The 22,198-nt window shown below is 61.2% G+C and carries 24 protein-coding genes; 14 read left to right on the top strand and 10 right to left on the bottom strand.

Annotated features, from left to right (window positions below; all coding sequences use genetic code 11):
• The first annotated feature begins 55 nt into the window (after positions 1–55).
• Complete coding sequence (trpA, locus tag ACTXGA_RS21505; protein ID WP_443396771.1) at positions 56–847, top strand: tryptophan synthase subunit alpha; 792 nt, start codon at positions 56–58, stop codon at positions 845–847.
• Here the strand turns inward: trpA and ACTXGA_RS21500 are convergent.
• Both ACTXGA_RS21500 and ACTXGA_RS21495 read right to left on the bottom strand, forming a co-directional pair.
• Entirely contained in the window at positions 835–2,184 is a 1,350-nt protein-coding gene (locus ACTXGA_RS21500; RefSeq protein ID WP_443396770.1) for an ATP-binding protein, read from the bottom strand. The two genes, trpA and ACTXGA_RS21500, sit on opposite strands and share 13 nt — an antisense overlap.
• 3 nt (positions 2,185–2,187) lie before the next feature.
• Positions 2,188–2,724, bottom strand: coding sequence for a heme NO-binding domain-containing protein (locus tag ACTXGA_RS21495; protein WP_443396769.1), 537 nt, complete (start codon positions 2,722–2,724; stop codon positions 2,188–2,190).
• A gap of 130 nt (positions 2,725–2,854) precedes the next feature.
• On the opposite strand from ACTXGA_RS21495, the gene ACTXGA_RS21490 reads away from it, so the two are divergent.
• Both ACTXGA_RS21490 and ACTXGA_RS21485 read left to right on the top strand, forming a co-directional pair.
• Complete coding sequence (locus tag ACTXGA_RS21490) at positions 2,855–4,018, top strand: alpha-hydroxy acid oxidase (RefSeq protein ID WP_443396768.1); 1,164 nt, start codon at positions 2,855–2,857, stop codon at positions 4,016–4,018.
• A gap of 198 nt (positions 4,019–4,216) precedes the next feature.
• Positions 4,217–4,852, top strand: a complete 636-nt coding sequence (locus tag ACTXGA_RS21485; protein ID WP_443396767.1) for a 50S ribosomal protein L25/general stress protein Ctc — start codon at positions 4,217–4,219, stop codon at positions 4,850–4,852.
• Positions 4,853–4,911: 59 nt separating this feature from the next.
• Here the strand turns inward: ACTXGA_RS21485 and ACTXGA_RS21480 are convergent, their stop codons facing one another.
• Both ACTXGA_RS21480 and hmuQ read right to left on the bottom strand, forming a co-directional pair.
• Positions 4,912–5,715 carry a methyltransferase domain-containing protein gene (locus ACTXGA_RS21480; protein WP_443396766.1) on the bottom strand — a complete coding sequence of 268 codons (804 nt, stop codon included), beginning with the start codon at positions 5,713–5,715 and terminating at the stop codon, positions 4,912–4,914.
• A 66-nt stretch (positions 5,716–5,781) separates the two neighbouring features.
• Entirely contained in the window at positions 5,782–6,096 is a 315-nt protein-coding gene (gene hmuQ, locus ACTXGA_RS21475) for a heme-degrading protein HmuQ (RefSeq protein WP_443396765.1), read from the bottom strand.
• Between the two features lie 71 nt (positions 6,097–6,167).
• Here hmuQ and pth point away from each other — a divergent pair, with 71 nt between their 5' ends.
• From pth to ACTXGA_RS21460, 3 genes are read left to right on the top strand one after another with little or no spacing between them, the layout of a single operon-like run.
• The gene (pth, locus tag ACTXGA_RS21470; RefSeq protein ID WP_443396764.1) at positions 6,168–6,887 is read left to right on the top strand and encodes an aminoacyl-tRNA hydrolase; all 720 of its coding nucleotides are present in this window, start codon (positions 6,168–6,170) and stop codon (positions 6,885–6,887) included.
• Positions 6,884–8,047 carry a serine hydrolase domain-containing protein gene (locus ACTXGA_RS21465; RefSeq protein WP_443396763.1) on the top strand — a complete coding sequence of 388 codons (1,164 nt, stop codon included), beginning with the start codon at positions 6,884–6,886 and terminating at the stop codon, positions 8,045–8,047. The genes pth and ACTXGA_RS21465 overlap by 4 nt, the downstream gene beginning before the upstream one ends.
• A gap of 13 nt (positions 8,048–8,060) precedes the next feature.
• On the top strand, positions 8,061–8,438 hold the full coding sequence (locus ACTXGA_RS21460; RefSeq protein ID WP_443396762.1) for a DUF2237 family protein: 378 nt from the start codon (positions 8,061–8,063) through the stop codon (positions 8,436–8,438).
• 182 nt (positions 8,439–8,620) lie between these two features.
• Here the strand turns inward: ACTXGA_RS21460 and trpB are convergent, their stop codons facing one another.
• From trpB to ACTXGA_RS21430, 6 genes are all read right to left on the bottom strand, one after another.
• Positions 8,621–9,865 (bottom strand): tryptophan synthase subunit beta, encoded by a 1,245-nt coding sequence (gene trpB, locus ACTXGA_RS21455; RefSeq protein ID WP_443396761.1) that lies wholly within the window; start codon positions 9,863–9,865, stop codon positions 8,621–8,623.
• Between the two features lie 145 nt (positions 9,866–10,010).
• Entirely contained in the window at positions 10,011–10,988 is a 978-nt protein-coding gene (locus tag ACTXGA_RS21450; protein WP_443396760.1) for a zinc-binding dehydrogenase, read from the bottom strand.
• A gap of 24 nt (positions 10,989–11,012) precedes the next feature.
• Positions 11,013–11,594 carry a TetR/AcrR family transcriptional regulator gene (locus ACTXGA_RS21445; RefSeq protein ID WP_443396759.1) on the bottom strand — a complete coding sequence of 194 codons (582 nt, stop codon included), beginning with the start codon at positions 11,592–11,594 and terminating at the stop codon, positions 11,013–11,015.
• 62 nt (positions 11,595–11,656) lie between these two features.
• Complete coding sequence (locus tag ACTXGA_RS21440) at positions 11,657–12,979, bottom strand: MATE family efflux transporter (RefSeq protein ID WP_443396758.1); 1,323 nt, start codon at positions 12,977–12,979, stop codon at positions 11,657–11,659.
• Between the two features lie 187 nt (positions 12,980–13,166).
• Complete coding sequence (locus ACTXGA_RS21435) at positions 13,167–13,676, bottom strand: PaaI family thioesterase (RefSeq protein WP_443396757.1); 510 nt, start codon at positions 13,674–13,676, stop codon at positions 13,167–13,169.
• Positions 13,676–14,098, bottom strand: a complete 423-nt coding sequence (locus tag ACTXGA_RS21430) for a PaaI family thioesterase (RefSeq protein ID WP_443396756.1) — start codon at positions 14,096–14,098, stop codon at positions 13,676–13,678. Before ACTXGA_RS21430 ends, ACTXGA_RS21435 begins: the two co-directional genes overlap by 1 nt.
• A gap of 143 nt (positions 14,099–14,241) precedes the next feature.
• On the opposite strand from ACTXGA_RS21430, the gene ACTXGA_RS21425 reads away from it, so the two are divergent.
• The 8 genes from ACTXGA_RS21425 to ACTXGA_RS21390 all read left to right on the top strand — a co-directional run bounded on the left by ACTXGA_RS21425 (position 14,242) and on the right by ACTXGA_RS21390 (position 22,150).
• Positions 14,242–14,619, top strand: coding sequence for a MerR family transcriptional regulator (locus ACTXGA_RS21425; RefSeq protein WP_443396755.1), 378 nt, complete (start codon positions 14,242–14,244; stop codon positions 14,617–14,619).
• Between the two features lie 241 nt (positions 14,620–14,860).
• Positions 14,861–15,262, top strand: a complete 402-nt coding sequence (locus ACTXGA_RS21420) for a MerR family transcriptional regulator (protein WP_443396754.1) — start codon at positions 14,861–14,863, stop codon at positions 15,260–15,262.
• A gap of 35 nt (positions 15,263–15,297) precedes the next feature.
• Entirely contained in the window at positions 15,298–17,079 is a 1,782-nt protein-coding gene (locus ACTXGA_RS21415) for an acyl-CoA dehydrogenase C-terminal domain-containing protein (protein ID WP_443396753.1), read from the top strand.
• Positions 17,080–17,141: 62 nt separating this feature from the next.
• Entirely contained in the window at positions 17,142–17,354 is a 213-nt protein-coding gene (locus ACTXGA_RS21410; protein ID WP_443396752.1) for a hypothetical protein, read from the top strand.
• Positions 17,355–17,364: 10 nt separating this feature from the next.
• The gene (locus ACTXGA_RS21405) at positions 17,365–18,504 is read left to right on the top strand and encodes an acyl-CoA dehydrogenase family protein (RefSeq protein ID WP_443396751.1); all 1,140 of its coding nucleotides are present in this window, start codon (positions 17,365–17,367) and stop codon (positions 18,502–18,504) included.
• Between the two features lie 321 nt (positions 18,505–18,825).
• Positions 18,826–19,464 carry a glutathione S-transferase family protein gene (locus ACTXGA_RS21400; RefSeq protein WP_443396750.1) on the top strand — a complete coding sequence of 213 codons (639 nt, stop codon included), beginning with the start codon at positions 18,826–18,828 and terminating at the stop codon, positions 19,462–19,464.
• Positions 19,465–20,007: 543 nt separating this feature from the next.
• Positions 20,008–21,219 (top strand): acetyl-CoA C-acetyltransferase, encoded by a 1,212-nt coding sequence (locus ACTXGA_RS21395; protein WP_443396749.1) that lies wholly within the window; start codon positions 20,008–20,010, stop codon positions 21,217–21,219.
• 4 nt (positions 21,220–21,223) lie between these two features.
• The gene (locus ACTXGA_RS21390; RefSeq protein ID WP_443396748.1) at positions 21,224–22,150 is read left to right on the top strand and encodes a hypothetical protein; all 927 of its coding nucleotides are present in this window, start codon (positions 21,224–21,226) and stop codon (positions 22,148–22,150) included.
• The last annotated feature ends 48 nt before the right edge of the window (positions 22,151–22,198 follow it).

Genomic DNA, 22,198 nt, shown 5'->3' with positions numbered 1-22,198 from the left:
CATTGATTTTCCCATTCCGATCCGGCAAGAGGCAAAAGCCTTCTGGGAGTGAGACATGACACGTATCGAATCCACCTTCGCCCGGCTGAAAACCGAGGGCCGCAAAGCCTTTGTCGCCTATATCATGGCCGGGGATCCGGATGTGGACACCTCGCTTGCCGTGATGAAGGGCATGCCCGCCGCCGGTGTCGACGTGATCGAACTCGGCCTGCCGTTTACGGACCCGATGGCCGACGGCCCGACGATCCAGCTTGCCGGTCAGCGCGCGCTGGAAGGTGGCATGACACTGGACCGGACCCTGCAAATGGTGCGTGACTTCCGCGCCGGGGACAATGAGACCCCGATCGTCATGATGGGCTATTACAACCCGATCTATTCGCGCGGCGTCGATACCTTTCTGCAGCAGGCCAACGAGGCTGGGATCGACGGGCTGATCATCGTCGACCTGCCGCCGGAGGAAGATGAGGAACTATGCATTCCGGCGCAGAAGGCCGGTCTGAACTTCATCCGCCTTGCAACGCCGACCACTGACAACAAGCGCCTGCCAAAGGTGCTGCAGAATACCTCTGGCTTTGTCTATTATGTCTCGATCACCGGGATCACCGGTGCCGCCGCCGCGCAAGCCACCGATGTCGGCCCGGAAGTCGCGCGGATCAAGTCGCAGACAGATCTGCCGGTGATCGTCGGCTTTGGCATCCGCACGCCGGAGACCAGCCGGGAAATCGCCTCTGTCGCAGATGGCTGCGTCGTCGGATCCGCCATCGTCGGCGAGATCGCCTCGGGCAAGCCGGTGGAAGAGGTCCTGAGTTTCGTCAAAGGCCTCGCCGACGGCGCTCACTCTGCCTGATCGATCAGCAACTCGGCCATTGCGGCAACCAGTTCCTCTCGTTTGACCGGCTTGGCGACATGTGCGTCGATCCCTTGACGCAGGTAACTGGACACCTGATGGGTCATCGCGTTGGCCGTCAGCGCGATGATCGGAACGCGCGGGGCGTCCTGCGCTTCCTCGACCTGCCGGATCATGGCCGCGGCCTCCAGCCCGTTCATAACGGGCATGTTCACGTCCATCAGGATCAGGTCATAGGGGTCTGCGCAATGCGCCTCTACCGCCTCCGCTCCGTCCTCTACCATCTTCAGCTGCAGCCTGTAGCGCCTTAGCAGCAGTCGCAGAACCCGCTGATTGGTTTCGCTGTCCTCGGCCACAAGAACGCGCCAGCGCTTCTGTGACAGAACCGCTTCGGAATTGGCGCCTCCAACGTCCCGCCTGACCCTCGGGCTGCCCGCGTCCTGCACCTGCAGTCGCGCCACGAAACAGGCGCCACCGCCCGGCGCCTCCTGATAGATCAGGTCTCCGCCCAGCAACCGGCAAACACGGCGGGATATCGTCAGGCCAAGCCCCGTGCCGCCAAACTTGCGCGTGATTGAGGCGTCTGCCTGGGTGAAGGCCTCGAACAGGCGCGCACGTTTTTCCGGGGGCACGCCCGGCCCGGTGTCGCTGACACGGATTTCAAGGATCGGACCATCCCGCGACAGATCCACGTTGACGCCGCCCCGCGCAGTGAATTTCAGCGCGTTGGACACGAGATTGGTGATGACCTGCCGCAACCGGGTCGGATCACTGCGCAACCGCCCGCCGACCCCCTTGGCCTGTGTCACGGTCAGGGTCAGCCCCTGCGAAACGGCCTTGGGGCCATAGACCTGCTCGACCTCTCGGCACAGGGCATCGAGGTCAAAGTCGCGCTTTTCGACCTCCATCTTGTGCGCCTCGATCTTGGAGAGGTCCAGAAGATCGTTCAACAGCTCCAACAGGGACAATCCGCAGGACTGGATGACTTCGGCCATTTCGTGCTGCTCTGTCGGCAGTTCGCTTTCGGTCAGGGCCGTCGCCATGCCCAAGACACCGTTCAGCGGCGTGCGGATTTCATGACTGATCATGGCCAGAAATCCGCTTTTCGCGGCGTTGGCGGATTCTGCGGTGGTCTTGGCCGCTTCCAACTCTGCGGTGCGTTCCGTGACCATCAGTTCCAGCGCCGCAGCCTGAGCCTTCAGCGCTTCATAAGCGCCGAACAACTCCCGGCTTTTCGCCTCCAGCAGGCGCTCGGCCTCCTGCCTCGCGGCGCGTTCTCGGTCGTAACGTCGGCGGGAAACCCTGTCATCCGCAATGGCACGCCCGACCTCGCCCATGCATCATTGCTCCAACTGGACGTCGAACACGGCTTCATTGTCGGAAACCCGCTCGATCTCGACGCGGGCAGGCTGTCCGAAATGCAGCACACAGGCTTCGATCAATCCATGGCAAAAGGAAACAAGCGGCCGTTGAGAGCGATAGGTCATCCGCAAATGGGTCTGCGACATCCATTTCGTTCCAAACACCGGCAGTTCCGCGTCCGGGTACAGCTTGCGAACCTCGACATGCACCTCTGTTTCTATCGCGTCCAACATGTCCAGAACCGTGCGTTTGTCCGCGAAAAACTGCGGATAGGTCTGAACGAACCGGCCGTGCATCCACGCGCCGAATTTGCGTTGCAGATCCTCACCCGGGATGCCGGTGCAGTCACTGACCGACTGCACGATCTTGATCAGGTCGGCACATGGGTAATTCCCGACGCCGGTAAAGGCCCCGCCATTGGTCAGTTCCAGGTTATCCAGAATATCGTCGACCGCCTCTTCCCCGATCGCCTGCTCCGCCATGTCCAGAAGCTCGGTGAATACAATGCCCTTCATGCGCGCGCTCCAATACCCTGCGGGACCTGCGATAGAGCAAAGCGATGAAGGCGAGCTTAAGAGTCGCATTGCGCAAACCGCGCAGTATTGGCAAAAAGACCTTACCAATTCCCGCAAAAGAGCCCCCGCCATGCCCATTATGACAGAGATCGAGGACTTCAAGCGCCTCTACCGCCGCCGTGTGCCCAAGATGTTCTATGACTACTGCGAATCCGGCAGTTGGACGGAACAGACCTTCCGCGAGAATTGTTCCGACTTTGACGACATCTATCTGCGGCAGCGTGTGGCCGTCGATATGGCAGGCCGGTCGACAAAAACAAAACTAATCGGGCAGGACGTGGCGATGCCGCTGGCGCTGGCGCCGGTCGGCATGACCGGAATGCAGCACGCCGACGGCGAAATTCTTGCCGCCCGTGCCGCCGAAAAATTCGGTGTGCCGTACTGCCTCTCGACCATGTCGATCTGCTCGATCGAAGACGTGGCCGAGAACACCACCAAACCTTTCTGGATGCAGGTCTACACACTGAAGGACGACGCCTTCATGCAGAACCTGTTTGACCGGGCCAAGGCCGCCAAATGTTCGGCGGCTGTGATCACCGTGGATCTGCAATTGCAGGGCCAGCGTCACAAGGACCTCAAGAACGGGTTGTCCGCCCCACCCAAACTGACGCCGAAATCCATCGCCAACATGATGACCAAGGTGACCTGGGGCCTGAACATGCTCCAGACGAAACGTCGCTTTTTCGGCAATATCGTCGGCCACGCCAAAGGTGTGACAAACCCCTCTTCGTTGACGTCATGGACGGCAGAGAGCTTTGACCAGTCGCTGAACTGGGACCGCATCCGCCAGTTCCGCAAGATGTGGGACGGCCCGCTGATCATCAAGGGCATCATGGACCCGCGTGATGCGCTGGAGGCCTGCAACGTCGGCGCCGACGCCATCGTTGTTTCCAACCACGGCGGGCGGCAGCTGGACGGGGCGCTGTCCTCTATCCGCGCGCTGGAACCCATCGTCGACGCTGTGGGCGACAAGATCGAGGTCCACATGGATGGCGGTGTGCGTTCGGGGCAGGACGTGCTGAAGGCACGTGCGCTGGGCGCCAAGGGATGCTGGATTGGCCGGGCCTACATCTATGCCCTTGGCGCGCAGGGGGAGCAAGGTGTCAGCAAGGCGCTGGAACTGATGCACAAGGAGCTGGATCACTCGATGGCGCTGTGCGGTCATACGGATGTCGAAACGGTGGACCGCGATATCCTGATGGTGCCAAGGGGTTTTTCCGGCGACTGGGTGTGAAACCGACGCTGACCGGGGCGGAGCCCCGGTTATGCTGGGCCGAATGTGATCGTTTCCCGGAGAACGGGATTACGGGGACGCTCGGCGCGCTCTTGGGCAAGAAACACCTTGCCAAATGGGCCGATCCGGTCTAGGCGCACACGCTCACGCGGGGTGACAGCCTTGGAGGCACCCCCCTGTATATGATGGAGATACAATATGGCTGGTGAGATTCCTGATCTCAAAGCCCAGGAACGGACGGGGACAGGCAAGGGCGCCGCTCGTCAGGCACGCCGAGCAGGCATGGTTCCCGGGATCGTTTTTGGTGGCGACAAGGATCCTCTTCCGATCCAACTGCCCTTCAACGAGCTGCTCAAGAAACTGAAAGCGGGCCGCTTCAAGTCGACCCTGTTCAACCTGCAGGTCGAAGGCCAGGAAGACGTCCGCGTCATCTGCCGCGATGTGCAGCGTGACGTGGTCAAGGACCTGCCGACGCACGTCGATTTCATGCGTCTGCGCCGCACCTCGAAGGTCAAGCTCTTCATTCCGGTCGAATTCCTCAACGAGGAAACCGCGCCCGGGATCAAGAAGGGTGGCGTTCTGACGGTTGTCCGCCCCGAGGTCGAACTGCTCGTGACCGCTGGCGAGATCCCCGAGAAGATCGAAGTCGATCTTGCCGGCCTCAACATTGGCGACATCGTCCACATCTCGGACGTGACCCTGCCGGAAGGCACCAAGCCGACCATCGACCGTGACTTTGTCATCGCCAACATCTCGGCACCTTCGGGTCTGGCCGCGTCGGATGACGAAGAAGAAGCGGTCGAAGAAGAAGTGACGGAAGAAGCCGAAGCCTGATCGCTTATCAAACGCTTGGCGTTTCGTGCAGCCCCGCCCTTTGGCGGGGTTGTTTCGTTTCAGGCCGGTTTCTGTGCCACGTGACTGGCAAACAGGATCGCGCCATAGAAGCGCCCCTCTGCCACGCGGTTTTGCGCTTCTGTCTGAAAGGCCTGCGCCAGCCCGTCGCAACACTCTCCTACATTCGCCGACGCCGTCACGCCACGCGCCAGCAGTGAACAAAAATATGCGGGGTTTTCGGTTTGGACAAAGCCGTGGGCGCGGCTGCGCGTGCCCGTGAACCCGGCTTCGGTCATCATCCGGGGCATATGACGCATGATGTACGGCGCGTGGATCAGGTTGCGCGTGGTGGCCTCCATTGCCGCCTGCAGCGGGTCTCCATCGAACAACGACACCGTGTTGGCGGCATAGTCGCCATCGAAGACCGCCAGCACGCCACCGGGGCGCAGCAAGCGAAACGCCTCTGCCAGCGCTGCCTGCGGGTCCTCAAGATGCGAATAAACCGTGTGGGCCACCACAACGTCCGCAGAGGCGCCCGGTAAACCAGTCCGACAGGCGTTGCCCACGACAAAGGAGACCTCTGGACGGTCTGCAAATCGCCCGTCTGCGCGATCCAGCAGGCCCTTGGCCGGGTCAATCCCGATCAGGCGGGCGGGGCGCATGTTTTGCAGGATCAATTCGGTGCTAGATCCGTTGCCACAGCCGATTTCCACCACATCTGCCCCCGGCCCCGGCAATCGCCCCATGTAAGAGGCACAGATGTCCTGCATGGTCGGATCGGCAATGCGGTCTTCCATCGAGTTGGCGATGGCTTCGAGCACGCTGTCCGGTTGCTTGTCAATTTCGAGGTATAGATCGGGCATGACGGGACCTGTTCAAAAGCTGAATCATGCCCGCATATTGACGTTACGTGAACCCCACCTGCACGATCACGCGACAAGCTCCTGCACCGCCTCGAAAATTTCCAGTTCCGGTGGAGCCAGATACATATGGGCCGAGCTTTTCGCCCCGCCGTGAGCTGTGCGAAACGCCTCGGATCTGGTCCAGTTCGTGAAACTTGCCTCATCCTCCCAGATCGTGTGAGAGGCATAGATCACATGGTCTTCATGCTCTGGCCCGCGCATCAGCGCAAAACTGCGAAAGCCGGGCACCGTCTTCAGATGACTGTCGCGGCTTTTCCACAAGTCTTCGAAGGCCTCCGCCTGATCCTTGACCACCTTGAACCGGTTCATGGTGAGGTACATACCGCTCTCCCGTTGTGATTTGCGTCTGCCCTGTCCTACATAGGGCGGGCAGACAGGACCCGGAGGGCACAGTGCAGATATTCGTTGGTCTCGGCAATCCCGGCAGCAAATACGCCGGAAACCGGCACAACATCGGCTTCATGGCGCTGGACCGCATCGCCGAAGAACATGGGTTTGGCCCGTGGAAGGCCAAGTTTCAGGGCCAGATCGCCGAGGGGCGGCTGGGCGGTGACAAGGTGCTGCTGCTGAAGCCCGAAACCTTCATGAACCTGTCCGGCCAATCGGTGGGAGAGGCGATGCGGTTCTACAAGCTGGAGCCCGCAGACATTACCGTATTCCACGATGAGCTGGACCTTGCGCCCGGCAAGCTGAAGGTCAAGACCGGCGGCGGGCACGCGGGTCACAACGGGCTGCGGTCGATCCACGGGCACATAGGCGATGCCTATCGCCGGGTGCGGCTGGGCATCGGGCATCCGGGGCGCAAGGAACTGGTGGCGGCCTACGTCCTCCACGATTTCCACAAGGCGGATCAGGACTGGCTGGACGACCTGATGCGGGGCATCGCGGACGGGGCGGGCCATCTGGCCGACGGCGATGCGGGCAAGTTCATGAACGCGGTCGCCCTGCGTGTGGCGCCGCCCCGCTCCTCGGGCGGGACGGCCAAACCCGCGACAAAAGCGGAGACAGACACGCCGGCGGCAAAACCGGCCACCGGACCAGCGCCAGAGGACACCCCTGCGTCAGAAGAAACGCGCAACCCGCTGCAGCGGCTTGTGGACAAGTTCCGGTGACAGTCCCCAAGCGCCGCAGACGGGTTTACGCGATCACGCTGATCCTGTTCGCCGGTCTGGCGGGGCTTGCCTATGGTTATCGTGAGCAGATCACGCGGCTGGCGGCGGTGCTGACCCTGTTCGATGAGGATCGCATCGTTCACAATTTCAGCCACATGGATGCGCTGTTCGAGACGCGTCCGATACCCGTTCAACGTGCCGCCGCCCCGCTGCCCGAAGGGCCGCAACTGGCGATGCCCGACGACTGGGCCGACTGGCTGTCTCGCCGCGCCGTAACCGGGGCCATTGTCCTGAAGAACGGTGAGCGCGTGCACGAGAGCTATCACCTTGGCACCGGGCAGGACGATCTGCGGATTTCGTGGTCCATCGCGAAATCCTATCTGTCGGCGCTGATCGGGATCGCGCACGCGCAGGGCAAGATCGACGATCTTGACGATCCCGTGGTGAAATACGCGCCGCAATTGAAGGGCACGGCTTATGCCGATGCCACGGTGCGCAACGTTCTGCAGATGTCGACGGGCGTGGTCTTTGACGAGGATTATCTGGATTTCTGGAGTGACATCAACAAGATGGGGCGCGTCCTTGCATTGGGTGCGTCGATGGACGCCTTTGCGAGCGGATTGACCGAAAACGATGCGGCGCCGGGTGGCCGGTGGCGGTATGTGTCAATCGATACGCATATCCTGTCGATGCTCATTCGCGGCGCGACTGGACGGACCCTGCCGGAATTGCTGGCCGATAACTTGCTGACACCGATGGGTGCCTATGGCGAACCCTATTATCTGTCAGACGGTTACGGTGTGGCCTTTGCCTTGGGCGGCCTGAACATGACCCTGCGCGACTATGCCCGTCTGGGAGAGATGTTTCGAAACAATGGGCGGCTGTTCGACAAACAGATCGTGCCTGAATCCTGGGTTCTTGAAAGTACGGCCCCTTCGGCTAATACGGAAGCGGGTAAATTGCGCTATGGTTATCAATGGTGGATGCCTGCCGATGCCCGTGAAGGCGAGTTCATGGCGCGCGGCATCTATGGGCAGTATGTCTATGTCGACCGAGCCAGCGCAACGGTTGTGGCGTTGACCGGGGCAGATCTGAAGTTTCGCGAGGCCGGAGCCTTTGACGATGCACTGAAGATGTTCCGCCGCTTGGCCGCATTGTGAACGGAGTGATGCAATGCTGAAAAAAGACCCCTCTCTCAACGTTCTGGGCGGAGAGCTTGAGGCCTGCTCTCAGGAACCGCTGACCGGCTTCTTTCGCGACGGCCACTGCAATACCTGCGCCGAAGATCAAGGCAGCCACACGGTCTGCGCCGTCATGACCGCAGAGTTCCTCGCCTTTTCGAAATACGTGGGGAACGATCTGTCGACACCTCGGCCCGAGTTCCGTTTTGCCGGATTGAAGCCCGGCGACCGCTGGTGCCTTTGCGCCGCGCGGTTCCTGCAGGCTCATGACGAAGGCTGCGCGCCCAAGGTGCACCTGCCTGCCACGCATATGCGCGCCTTGGACGTCGTGCCATTGAAAATCTTGGAACAGCACACCGACGGTGTGTGATCTGCTTTTACCGCCGCACCGACGCCATGAAGCAGGCGCAAGGAAAACCTCTGGCGTACGCGCTGCGGACAGTGTTGATCGTTGCGAAATCCAAGACGCGATTCCGGCAAGGACCCTGAAAAAAAGGATCGCGGACATGATGCCCGCGATCCTGATGCTGTTCATTGCAGAACCGTTCGATCCTATCCGGCGCTGCGCCCTTCGGTGCCGGACATATCCACGCCAAGGTGTTTGGCCACGGTAAAGATGTCCTTGTCACCGCGTCCGCACATGTTCATGCAGATGATGTGATCCTTGGGCAGGTCCGGGGCAATCTTTGCCACATGGGCCAGCGCGTGGCTCGGCTCCAGCGCGGGAATGATCCCTTCAGTCTCACAGCACAGCTGGAAGGCGGCAAGCGCTTCCTTGTCGGTGATCGAGACATATTTCGCGCGGCCAACCTCATGCAGCCAGCTGTGTTCCGGACCGATGCCGGGATAATCCAGCCCGGCCGAGATCGAGAATCCTTCGAGGATCTGGCCGTCATCGTCCTGCAACAGATAGGTGCGGTTACCATGCAGCACGCCGGGACGCCCGCCTGTCAGGGAGGCGCAATGCTCCATCTTCTCGTTCACACCCTTGCCGCCTGCCTCGACGCCGATGATGTTCACATCCTTGTCGTCAAGGAAGGGATAGAACAGCCCCATCGCGTTCGAGCCACCGCCGATGGCGGCGATGATAGTATCGGGCAGACGGCCTTCGGCCTCCTGCATCTGTTCCTTGGCTTCCTTGCCGATGATCGACTGGAAGTCGCGGACCATCGCCGGGTACGGGTGCGGACCGGCAACGGTACCGATGCAGTAGAAGGTGTCGCGCACGTTGGTCACCCAGTCGCGCAGCGCATCGTTCATCGCATCCTTGAGCGTGCCGCGGCCAGAGGTCACCGGGATCACCTCCGCCCCCAACAGCTTCATGCGGAAAACGTTCGGCTGCTGACGTTCGACATCATGCGCGCCCATGTAGACCACGCATTTCAAACCGAACTTGGCGCAGACGGTCGCGGTGGCCACGCCATGCTGACCGGCGCCGGTTTCGGCGATGATCCGGGTCTTGCCCATGCGGCGGGCAAGGATGATCTGGCCAAGCACGTTGTTGATCTTGTGCGCGCCGGTGTGGTTCAGCTCGTCACGCTTCATGTAGACCTTGGCGCCGCCGAGGCGTTCGGTCAGGCGTTCCGCGTAGTACAAAGGCGAGGGACGGCCGACGTAGTGCTTCCAGAGATAGTCCATCTCATCCCAGAAGCTCTTGTCCGTTTTGGCGCGCTCATACTGTTCCTCGAGTTCAAGGATCAGCGGCATCAGCGTCTCGGACACGAAACGACCGCCGAAGATGCCAAAGCGGCCCTTTTCATCCGGGCCCGTCATGAAGCTGTTCACCAGATCGTCCATATCGCCACTCCTCTGTCTGGCCGTCTGAATAGGGCATTTGGGGCACAAGTGACCAGAGGCAAAAGGCAAAGAGCGCACCCCCGGATGTCTTTCCGGGGGGCGGGCCGGGCGTGCAGGCCGGGGTGCCGTTCGGGATCCGCAGGTGTCAGGGCCGGAACATGACCTTGCCCTTGCGCCCCGGGGTGCGGGCCGCGCGCGCCGCCTCTGGCCCCTGATCCAGCGAATAGATTGCATCCACACTCAGCGGCAGCTTGCCCTGCGCGGCCAGGGTGACCAGTTCGGTCATCAGCCGCTTGCGGTCTTCGGCGCCCAAGTCCTCGCTTACCTTCCTGCCCCAGAACCCCTTGATCGTGATCTGCTTGAAGATGATCTGCGCGGTATCCAGAAGCAGCGGCGCACCCGTCGCCGTGCCAAAGGTGACTAGCAGCCCCTCTTCGCCCAGCAAGTTCAACAAGTCGGCGCCGACCTCTCCTCCGACCGAATCCACCGCCGCGCGGGCACCATCCGGCCAAAGAATCTGCTGCGCCTGCTCGATCCAGTCATCGCTCTCGGTCGACAGGACGTTGTCGATGCCCAGATCGGTCATTTCGGTGATCGCTTCGGCACGCCGGACAAGGCTGAGCACCTTTACGCCGCGCGCCTCTCCCAGCTTCGCAAAAATCTTGCCCACGGCCCCGTTGGACGCGGTCTGGACGACCCAGTCCCCTTTCTGGACCTTCAGGAACTCCAGAAGGGAAATTGCGGAAAACGGCATGGCTACCAGTTGCGCGCCAGACTCGTCAGAGATGACATCCGGCAAAGGTAGAATGCCGGCGGCGGACGCCACGAAATACTCAGCCCAGGTGTTCGACGCGCTGCCGGCGGTCACGCGCTCGCCCGTCAGGTCTTCAGGCACACCCTCACCCACCGCCTCGATCACGCCAACAGCCTCGGTTCCGCCGGTGGCGGGCAGCTGTGGTTTGACGCCGTAGTGCCCTTGCACAGTCCAGAGGTTGTGATTGTGGATCGGCGACAGAATGGTGCGGATCAACACCTGTCCGGCTCCGGGTGTGGGCTTGTCGATTTCGGCGGTTTTCAGAACGTCGACGGGGTCGCCAAAGGTTTCGTGGATCACGGCTTTCATGGTCATTTCCTTGGTATTGAATAATCAGGCCCGCAAACGTGCGCGGGCGGCGTCGGTTGCATCGCGCAGCGCGGTGTCCTTGCGCGATAGTCGGGTCAGGATGGCGGCCCCCAAAAGCGTGGCGTAAAGGGTTCGCGCCTCGGCCTGTGGATCGTCCAGGAGACGCAAACTGTGGTCCTTGGCCCCCTGCTGAAAAAGTTTGGCCAGTCGGGCGACGAACTGCTGCACGCCCCGGTCCATGGCAGCGCGCATGGGTTCGGACAGGTCGGACACCTCTGCCCCCAGCTTGACCACCAGACACTGCTCCGCAGACCCGGCATCGCCTTTATCGGACACCCAGGCTGCAAAGAAACGGTCAAGCCTCTCCGACGCGGTGCCCGGCCCGTCGATCAGCGCGTCAAGCCGCGCAAGATAGCGGTCGACATAGGCCTCAATCGCGGCGCGGCCGAAATCCTCTTTGGAGTCGAACCAGTGATAGAAAGACCCCTTCGGCACTTCTGCGGCCCGAAGAAGTGTGGATAGACCCATCCCGGCAAAGCCCGAGGTCAGCATCAGCGCCTGCCCGCGATCAAGTATGTTTTGTCTGGTGGTCTGTGTCTCTGTCATGAGAGAGCAGATAGGCAGGATTAGACCGGTCGTCTAGTGCACTGTCAGATGTTTATTTGACACTATGCCGCAACCGCTGCCCGTTCCAGTGCCGGGTAGCGCAGCGCGAGCGTCGCCGCCCGTGTCACGTAGGCGATCATCAAAGCCGCCCAAAGCCCATGCGCTCCCCAGATCGGGATCAGCGCAGTGACAGCCGCGAAATAGACCACGACGGAAATCGCCATCATGTTGCGCATGTCGCGTGTACGTGTCGCCCCGATGAAAATACCGTCCAGCATCCAGCTTGGCAGACCCAGCACCGGGGTCGCCACGATCCAGGGCAGAAAACTGCGCGCAGTTTGCTGCACCTCCAGATCCTTTGTCATCGCGTCGATGATCGTGCCACCAAGCAGCGCAAAGCCCAGCGCGAAGAAAAGATTCGTGACGAACCCCCACAGGCTGGTCAGCCGCACCGCCCGGCGCAACGGCGCAACGGCCCGCGCGCCGAAGGCCTGCCCGACCAGCGCCTCTGCGGCAAAGGCAAACCCGTCAAGCGCATAGGCCATGATCTCGATGAAATGCAGCAGAACCTGGGTCGCTGCCAGCGTGACGACACCGAAGCCCGCGCTGTAGTAAAAGATGAATGACAGCATGATCGCCTGAAGCATCAGGGACCGCAGCAGGATATCGGTGTTCACCACCGCCATGTGGCGCAGACGCTTGCGGTCGAAAACGCGTGGCCAGTCGCGCCACGCCGGATTGCGAAAGGCCGCCCGGCATAGCCACAGGCCCAGCGCAAACCCGGTCCAGTCAGAGATCACGGTGGCGGTGGCCACACCTTCGACGCCCCAGCCAAGCCCCACGACGAACATCAGGTTCAACGCGATGTTCAGGCTGACGATCCACACCTGCAAGATCAGCATGGATCGGGTGTTTTCCAGCGCCCCAAGCCAGCCGTTGATGCCATAGATCGCCACCGCCGCAGGGGCAGACAGGATCCGAATGTCCATGTATCCGGCGGCCAGCGTCTTGACCTCTTCACCGGCAGGCGACACCGAAAAGCCAAACCCGGATATCGGCGCCAGAAGCGGGATCAGGATCAGCCCCCCTGCCCCGCCGATCAAAAGCGCCCGCGTCAACAGCGCCGCCACCTCCGCCCGGTTCCCCGCCCCCTGTGCCTGGGCGGTCATTCCTGCTGTCCCCATGCGCAGAAAGCCAAAGATCCACAGCACTGCGGTGATCAGCGCCGCGCCCACGGCGACCGCGGCAATCGGCGTTGCATCGGGGATCTGGCCGATCACGGCCGTATCGGCGACCCCTTGAAGCGGCACCGTCATGTTGGACAGGACAATCGGCAGGGCGATGCCCAGAACGCGGGCGTGGGTAATACTGTCGGGGCTCTTCATGAAATCACCGAAAGTCGGATGCGGCAGAGGGCCAAGCCCCCTTCCCCTGCCGGGGTAAGTCAGCCCCTTCCAAACCGCAAGCAGGCAACAGGGCTTCTTTGGTCTGAAAAATACCTTGGGGGAGTCGACCGAAGGGAGACGGGGGCAGCGCCCCCACCTTCTCCACTATTCCTCCATGTGCCGGGGCTCAGGGGTCCTTGCGCGGCATCAGGAAATGCGCCGTCGCCTGGGCAAAGGGCCTGTCGCGGTTGTCCTGCCAGGCCTCGGTATGCACCGACGCGTACCGACGCCCGGACCGGTTGACACGCGCCCGGGCATAGGCGTCTCGCGGCAGACCAGATCGCAGGTAGTCGACGGTGAAATCGATGGTCTTGGGCAGCCGCGGCAGGTTTCCCCGGGACATGGTTTCGAGATCCAGCGCGCCGGATTCGATATCTTCCCACAGCCAGAACCAGTTGAGCGAGATCATCGCCGTGACCTCCAGAAAAGCCGCTGTCACGCCGCCGTGGATGGCAGGCAGAAAGGGATTGCCGATCAGTTTTTCGTCGAAGGGCAGGATGGCGGTCAGCTCATCGCCGCGCCGGTCGAACTGCACGCCGAGGTACTGGATATAGGGAACGCCGTGAACCAGCGCCGAAAGCGCCGCATCCCGGCGTTGCTTGATGACCTGAACGGGCTCGGGGGGCTTGCGCGGCATCACTTGCCCTCCACGGTAAAGGCGCCGGTGGCTGTGGCGACGAGCCGATCCGCATCTTCATCGGTGGCAGTGGCGCGGACAAAGGCGACAGAGCGGGTGATGTGATAGCAGGTGGCCCGCGCCGTGATTGTCTGGCCGGGCGTCGCCGGGCGCATGTAATCGATGCGCAGGTTAATGGTGGCGGTCCCAGCAGGCGATTTCGGGTGGCTCATGACGGCCGCACCCCCGCAGGTGTCCATGAGTGCCGAAACCGCACCGCCGTGAATGACCCCGGTGTCCGGATCGCCAATGAACCGCTCATCGTAGGGCATACGGATTTCGGCAATGCCGTCGCCGATTTCGGTGATCTCCATCCCCAGCGCCCGACAATGCGGGATGGTTTCAATGAATTGCCGGGCGATGCGGCTCTTGTCTGCACTCATGAGTGTCTCCTTGTGCCTTGTTATGGGCCGGGATTCGCTGGGGTTTCAAGCGTGCCCTGTCGTCCGGACGGGCTGACGCTCACGGGTTGTCTCTCCGGCGCAGGGCGCTTAGATTCGCAGCAGAGCGCTTGGGGAGACACGAGATGCCGGACACTCGTCTGACATTCAAGGAAATGTGCGCGAAGTTCGACGTCACGCCGCGGACGCTGCGCTATTACGAATACATCGAACTGCTGCAGCCCGAACGTGATGGCCGGTCCCGGTTCTATGGGGCCAAGGAAATCGCCCGGATGACCCTGATTCTGCGTGGCCGAAAGTTCGGTTTTCAGCTGGAAGAGATCCGTCAATGGCTTGAAATTTACGAAGCCCAAGGCACCGTAGCTCAGATGCATGCGTGGATCGAAATGGCGGATCGACAAATCGCGCAGCTGCGCGAGGATCGCCGTCAGCTGGATGACGCACTGGATGAATTGCAGGCGCTGCGCGATCAAACCGCAAACGCCCTGGACGGAACCGCCTGAAATTCCTTCGCAATCCAGGGCTGGGGGCAATGGACGGAGTTCGCCGCCCCTCTGGTCGTGACCGCGAGTCACAAAATTTCACGAGTACGCAGTTGACCTTTGCTGATCTGACGTCAACTAAGAAGTGACGTAGCGTATGAGTTACGTCAACAGTTTTTCCCATTGTATGAAAAGAGCAGAACATTCACCTCAGTGCATATGAAGTTCTGATGACATGGCTGGAGCACTGAGGATGAGAGACATGAGTGATGAGCAACTGATGACGATCCGGGAAATGTGCGACGCGTTCGAGGTAACCCCCCGAACCTTGCGCTTTTATGAGCAGAAGGAATTGCTCTTCCCGATCCGTGAAGGCCAGAAACGGCTGTTCACCCGGCGCGATCGCGCGCGACTGAAGCTGATCCTGCGCGGCAAGCGCTTTGGCTTCAGCCTGGAGGAAATTCGGCAATTGCTGGATCTCTACCATGTGGGTGATCAGCAACGCACGCAGTTGGCAGCCGCCTACGAAGTGGCACAGGACCGGCTCAAGGACCTGATCCGCCAACGCGACGAAATGAACGCGGCCATCGGTGAGCTCGAAGCACAGATGAAATGGGGCGAGCGTATGATCGCCTCAATGGATTTGAAACGCGCGGCCGAGTAACCGCGGCCGCGGGCAGGACTTCTAGGGAGAGAGACATGCCCACATACAAGGCGCCGACGCAGGATCAGATCTTTGTTCTGGACGATCTGCTTCAGCTGAACACGGCCGGAATCCCGGGATACGAGGATCTGGACCGCGAAACGCTGGAGGCAATTCTGGACGAGGCGGCGAAAGTCGCCGAAAACGTCACGGCGCCGCTGAACGCGGTGGGCGATCAGCAGGGATGCACGCTGGAAAACGGCGTGGTGCGCACGCCTGAGGGGTTCAAGGCCGCCTTCGACCAGGTTCGCGAAGGGGGTTGGACCGCGCTGGACTGCGATCCGGAATACGGCGGTCAGGGCCTTCCCTATGTCCTCGCCACTGCGGTGGGTGAACAGTTTTCGGCCGCCAACATGGCCTTCAACATGTATCAGGGCCTGACCCACGGCGCCTATTCCGCCATCCATGCGCATGGGTCGGATGAACAAAAGGCGAAATACCTGCCCAAGATGGTGACCTGCGAATGGACAGGCACCATGAACCTGACAGAGCCACATTGTGGCACGGATCTGGGCCTGATGCGGACCAAGGCCGTTCCGCAGGAAGACGGCAGCTACCAGATCACCGGCCAGAAGATTTTTATCTCTGCCGGCGATCACGACATGTCCGAGAATGTGATTCACCTCGTGCTCGCCAAGATCCCCGGCGGCCCGGAGGGCATCAAGGGCGTGTCGCTGTTCATCGTGCCCAAGTTCCTTGTGGCCGAAGACGGCACCCCCGGTGAGCGCAACGGAGTCTCGGTCGGCAAGATCGAAGAAAAGATGGGCATCCACGGCAACTCGACCTGCGTCATGAACTATGACGAGGCGACAGGGTATCTGTTGGGTGATGAACACAAAGGCATGCGCGCCATGTTCACCATGATGAACGAAGCCCGCATCGGCGTCGGCCTGCAAGGATATGCGCAAGCCGAAGTGGCCTATCAGAACGCACTGGCTTACGCCAAGGACCGCCTGCAGGGGCGTGACGTGACCGGGGCAAAAAACCCCGATGGCCCTGCCGATCCGCTGATCGTGCACCCGGACATCCGCCGCAACCTGATGGACCAGAAGTCCTTCGTCGAAGGGGCACGGGCCTTTGTCTACTGGGGCGCGTCGATGATCGACCGGGCGCACATGACCGATGACAAGGACGCCGACGGGCTGATCTCCCTGCTGACCCCGATCATCAAGGGCTTCCTGACCGACAAGGGCTTTGAGATGGCCACGGCGGCACAGCAGGTCTACGGCGGGCACGGCTACATCGAGGAATGGGGCATGTCGCAGTTCGCCCGCGACGCCCGCATTGCCATGATCTACGAAGGCGCAAACGGCGTGCAGGCGCTGGACCTCGTTGGACGCAAGCTGGCACAGGACGGCGGCAAGCATGTCATGGCTTTCTTTGAGATGGTCAAAAGCTTTGCCTCTGAACACAAGGGGCAGGACGAGGAATTCGACAAGCAGTTCCTCGATCCGCTCAAGGCGGCCTCCAAGGATCTGCAAGCGGCGGGCATGTATTTCATGCAGAACGGCATGAAAAACCCCAATGCTGCATTGTCCGGATCTTATGACTTCATGCACCTCTTTGGTCATGTCTGCCTTGGCCTGATGTGGTGCAAGATGGCCTGGACCGCCAAGGCGAAACTGGCCGCTGGCGAAGGCGATCATGAATTCTATGCCGCCAAGGTCGCGACGGGCCGCTACTACATGGCGCGGCAACTGCCGATGACGGCAACGCACCTGAAACGGATCGAGTCGGGCGCGGATCCCGTCATGGCGCTTGAGGCAGACGCATTCTGAGGCAATGGTAAGGGCGGCGGGGAAACCCCCGCCCCACCCCATGAACTGCCCCGGAGGAGCCCATGCCCAAACGCTTTCGTCTGACGCGGCGTTTTCCTGTCGCAATGACCGAAGACGGCTATCGTAGACTTCGAAAGTTTTCCCAGGAGGCTGGGTTGGACGAAGGCGAAGCGCTGTCTTTTCTTTTCGAACATTTCGAAAGCGTGACGGATGAAGACGCGCTGGCGCATCGGCTGCGCCTGTTCAACGCAGACCTCGACGAACGAAAGAAATGAGGGAGGAAACATGTCGCGCGGCTGGATGACGGACGAGCACGAAATGCTCGCGGAGATGACCGCCCGGTTCCTCGAAACCGAATGGATGCCGCTCTACGACAAGTGGCGCAAACAGGGACAGATGGACCGCGAAACCTGGCAGCAGGCCGGGGAACTCGGCCTGCTCTGCCCCTCCATCCCCGAGGAATACGGCGGCGCTGGCGGCGATTTCGGCCATGAAGCCGTGATCCTGATCGAGGCGGCGCGCGCCAACCTTGCCAGCTGGGGCAACGGCATCCATTCGGGCATCGTCGCACACTACATCCTTGCCTACGGCAGCGAAGAACAGAAACAGCGCTGGCTGCCCAAGATGGTCACCGGAGAGTTGGTCGGGGCCTTGGCGATGACCGAACCCTCCGGGGGCTCCGACGTTCAGAACCTCAAGACGCGCGCGGTAAAAGATGGCAACGCCTATCGGCTGTCGGGACAAAAGACCTTTATCACGAACGGCCAGCACGCCAACCTGATCGTGGTCGCCGCCAAGACCGATCCGGTACAGGGTGCCAAGGGCGTGTCGCTGATGGTCGTCGAAACCGAGGGAGCCGAAGGGTTCACACGCGGCCGAAACCTCGAAAAGATCGGCTGCCACGCGGCCGACACATCAGAATTGTTCTTCGACAACGTCGCAATTCCGCCGGAAAACCTGCTGGGCACCGCCGAAGGTCAAGGATTCTACCAGATGATGCAGCAACTTCCGCAGGAAAGGCTGATCATCGGCTGCGGCGCGGTCGGCGCGATGGAAGGCGCTGTGGCGCGAACGATAGAATACTGCAAGGAGCGCGAAGCCTTCGGCGGACCGCTGACACAGTTCCAGAACACCCGCTTCAAGCTGGCGGAATGTCAGACGAAAACAACCGTGGCGCGCAGCTTCCTCGACACCTGCATCGCGGAGCACCTGGCGGGGGAACTGACGGTCGAAAAAGCCGCGATGGCAAAATACTGGCTGACCGACACTCAGGGAGTGGTTCTGGACGACTGTGTGCAGTTGCATGGCGGCTATGGCTTCATGCAGGAATATGCGGTCGCAGAGATGTGGGCGGACGCCCGCGTTCAGCGCATCTATGGCGGGACCAACGAGATCATGAAGGAGTTGATCGCGCGCACTCTCTAGCGGTGGCGCGGGAGGCGCGGCTGGAATGACGTATTTAAAAGAGAAGAAACAGGAAGGTCGCACATCGGACCCAGAGGTCAGGGCAGCAGTCGACCTTCCCGCCTTGCCCGCGCCTTTGGATAGGTGCGGGGCTTCTCCTCTTGCGGTCATCGGCTCGCCAGCCTGCACCGCAGCAAAACTCTAGGCGCGTTAACCTTAACGCGCGGTTACCGGAGAAAGAGCCTTTCCGCTTCTTCTCTTTGAAAATACCGCCACGGGGGTGCGGGGGTGTGAAACCCCCGCTCCCGCAGCACCAACAAGCGTAACGGGAGACCCAGCGCGATGACCATGAAACTTTATTGCTTTGGCGAATCGGGGCATTCCTACAAGGCCGCGTTGGCTCTGGAACTTGCCGGTCTCGATTGGGAACCGGTGAAGGTAGATTTCTTCAATGGAGAAACGCGGGGCGACGCATACCGGCAAGACGTCAACGAGATGGGCGAATGTCCCGTTTTGGAGGATGGCGATGTCCGGCTCAGCCAATCCGGTGTCATTCAGCAATACCTTTCTCAGAAATATGGTCATTTCGGCGGCAAGACCAAAGAGGAAGAGCGCGAAGTTCTGCGTTGGATCCTCTGGGACAACCACAAGCTTTCCTCGATGGTGGGGATCACGCGGTTCCTGATGAACTTCCTGCCTGAGGACAAGCGCCCCGCCGAGGTGGTCGGTTTCATGCAGGGCCGTTTGAAAGGTGCCTATGCGATCCTCGACAATCACCTGGCCAACCGGGACTGGATCGTGGGCGATGCCCCGACCAATGCCGATCTGACCTGCTGTGGCTATCTCTTCTACCCCGAACCTTTCGGCTTCGACCGGGGAGACTGGCCTGCGATCGACCGTTGGCTCGCCAACATCGAGGGGCTTCCGGGATGGAAGCTGCCGTATGACCTGATGCCCGGCAATCCTTCCGAGCGGGCATGACCATGTCCTCGGCCCCGGTTTTCACGCAGCTTCTGGACCCACCACGGGACCTGCCGTTCTGGCAATACGGCGGGCAGGACGGGGCCGAGTATCTGACGCTGCTGGACAGTGTCGGCGACCTGACGTTTCCTGCTATCCCGACGACACATATCGCGGCCGAATTGACCGGCCCTTGGTCTGCACCCCCCGAATCCAAGGCAGCCCTGTACGACCTTTTTTGCCCTACTGGTTCAGACCGATTTACCGCGCGTGCATGTCGTAAGCGAAGTGGACCGCCAGAAGAGATTCCGATCACTCTGGGCCGCAACGCAGAGCAAGCATCCTACCGACTGGGACGCCTACAGAAGGGAGCACGGCAAATGTCATTGCCCTCTTCCCCGCTTGCTCGGGCGCCCGTCAGCACCGTTGCTCCGATGGGCGCCGACACTCCAACTCCCGGAGTTGCTAGAAAGACCTCGGCGGGTCCGACCGGTCTGAACTCTACTTCTCCCTGCTTCGACAGTGTCGAGGCGGTTCACATTCTCCAAAAGATCTGAGGACAAGATGAGCGACGCATATATCTACGACGCGGTGCGCACTCCGCGAGGCAAGGGCCGCAAAGATGGCAGCCTGCATGAAGTGACCTCTCTGCGCCTGTCTGCGCAGGTGCTCAATGCCGTGAAGGAGCGCAACGGCCTCGACGGCCACGCGGTTGAAGACGTGATCTGGGGCAATGTCACGCAAGTGGGCGAACAGGGCGGGTGTCTGGCACGCTCTGCCGTGTTGGCGTCTGACCTTGACGAGGGCATTCCCGGGCTGGCCGTCAACCGCTTTTGCGCGTCCGGTCTGGAGGCCGTGAACCTTGCCGCGAACCAGGTCAAGGGCGGCGCGGGCGAGGCCTATATCGCCGGCGGTGTCGAAATGATGGGGCGTGTGGCCATGGGATCCGATGGCGCGGCAATCGCGGTCGATCCCAGCCTTGCCATGGACAGCTATTTCGTGCCGCAGGGGATCAGCGCCGACATCATCGCCACGGAATATGGCTTCAGCCGCGACGACGCCGATGCATTTGCCGTCGAAAGCCAAAAGCGCGCCGCTGCGGCCTGGGCGGACAATCGTTTCGAGAAGTCCATTGTCACCGTACGCGACGTGAACGGCCTGGCGATCCTCGACCATGACGAATACATGCGCCCCGGCACCGACATGCAGGCGCTTGGCAGCCTCAAGCCATCGTTCAAGGACATGGGAGAGGTCATGCCCGGCTTCGACGCCGTGGCACTGATGAAATATCCCCATCTCGAGCGTATCAACCACATCCACCATGCGGGCAATTCCTCTGGCATCGTGGACGGTTCCGCCGCTGTTCTGATCGGCAACAAGGAGTTCGGCGAGAAACACGGCCTGAAGCCGCGCGCACGCATCCGCGCCACCTGCAAGATCGGCACCGATCCGACGATCATGCTGACCGGCCCTGTCCCTGCCACGGAAAAGATCCTCAAGGACAGCGGCATGTCGATCTCTGACATCGACCTGTTCGAGGTGAACGAGGCCTTTGCCTCGGTCGTGCTTCGGTTCATGCAGGCCTTCGATGTCGAAGACAGCAAGGTGAACGTGAATGGCGGCTCGATCGCCATGGGCCACCCGCTGGGCGCCACAGGGGCGATCATCCTCGGCACGCTGCTGGACGAGTTGGAGCGCACGGGCAAGGGCACCGGCCTTGCCACGCTTTGCATCGCTTCCGGCATGGGGGCTGCGACGATCATCGAGCGGTTGTAAAGGCATGCGGGCAGGATCCGAAGCCAAGGCCTTTGCCGTGGCCTCCGGTCTACTGGAGGCCACGGGCGCGACCCTGCGCTCGGGCGACTTCGACGCTTTTGCCCGCTGTTTCCACCTTCCAAATACCCTCGCAACAATCGGGGGCATCCGCCGGTTGTCCAATCAGCAGGAGATGAAACAGGCCTTTGATGAGATCAGAGCGCATTATGACGCTCTTGATCTGGGTCTTCTGGATCGATGGATCGCGGCTGCGCTTTTTGATGGCCCGGACCTGATCCGGTCCTGCCATGTGACGCGGTTCATTGATCGGGGCGGAGCGGTGACAAGACCGACAGTGGCCGCGCTTGGGCGGTTAGAGAGACGCGACGGTGGGGACTGGCGGATCAGCGGCACGCAATATTCCGTGCATCAGGATAGCGACTACGGGAAGGCCCTCCTGGGCGAAGCAAAGCTGATTGATGCCGCATCAGCGGCCAGCACCGCCGCAGAGGCCGTTTTCCAGAGCGTGTTGGACAAGGTCACCACGGCCTATCTCGAAGATCGAAGCGATATTTTGTTGAACATGGTCCAGTTTCCGCTGTTCGTTCAAGGTAGCCGGTCCACGCAGGTGATGACGGCGCCGGAGGATCTTCTGCCGGATTTCCGGCGCTACAGGACGCAGTTCCTCGTTCACCGGGTGACGGTTGTGGTGCGCCGCGTGACCCACGCCGAACAAGTCGGGAACCGTCGCATCCAGGGCGGGTATCGCACCCACATTCTGAGCGGCGAGCAACTGGTCGTGCCTTCTTATGACAGCGCGATGACCCTTGAGCAGGGAGAAGATCTGAACTGGCGCATGACCTCAGTGATCCACCCGATGGGCCACCTGACACTGGACGCCAAGACCGCAGATGCGCGGGACGCGGGGCAATCAGAAGGCGGTGCGACATGATCGATAAAGCGCCGTGCACCGCTGCCAAGAATAACGGCCCGTCGTACT

It is taken from the genome of Antarctobacter jejuensis (genome assembly GCF_052266595.1).
GTDB classification, from domain to species: domain Bacteria; phylum Pseudomonadota; class Alphaproteobacteria; order Rhodobacterales; family Rhodobacteraceae; genus Antarctobacter; species Antarctobacter jejuensis.
Note: the sequence above shows the minus strand (reverse complement) of the source record. Positions and strands in the feature narration are given on the sequence as shown.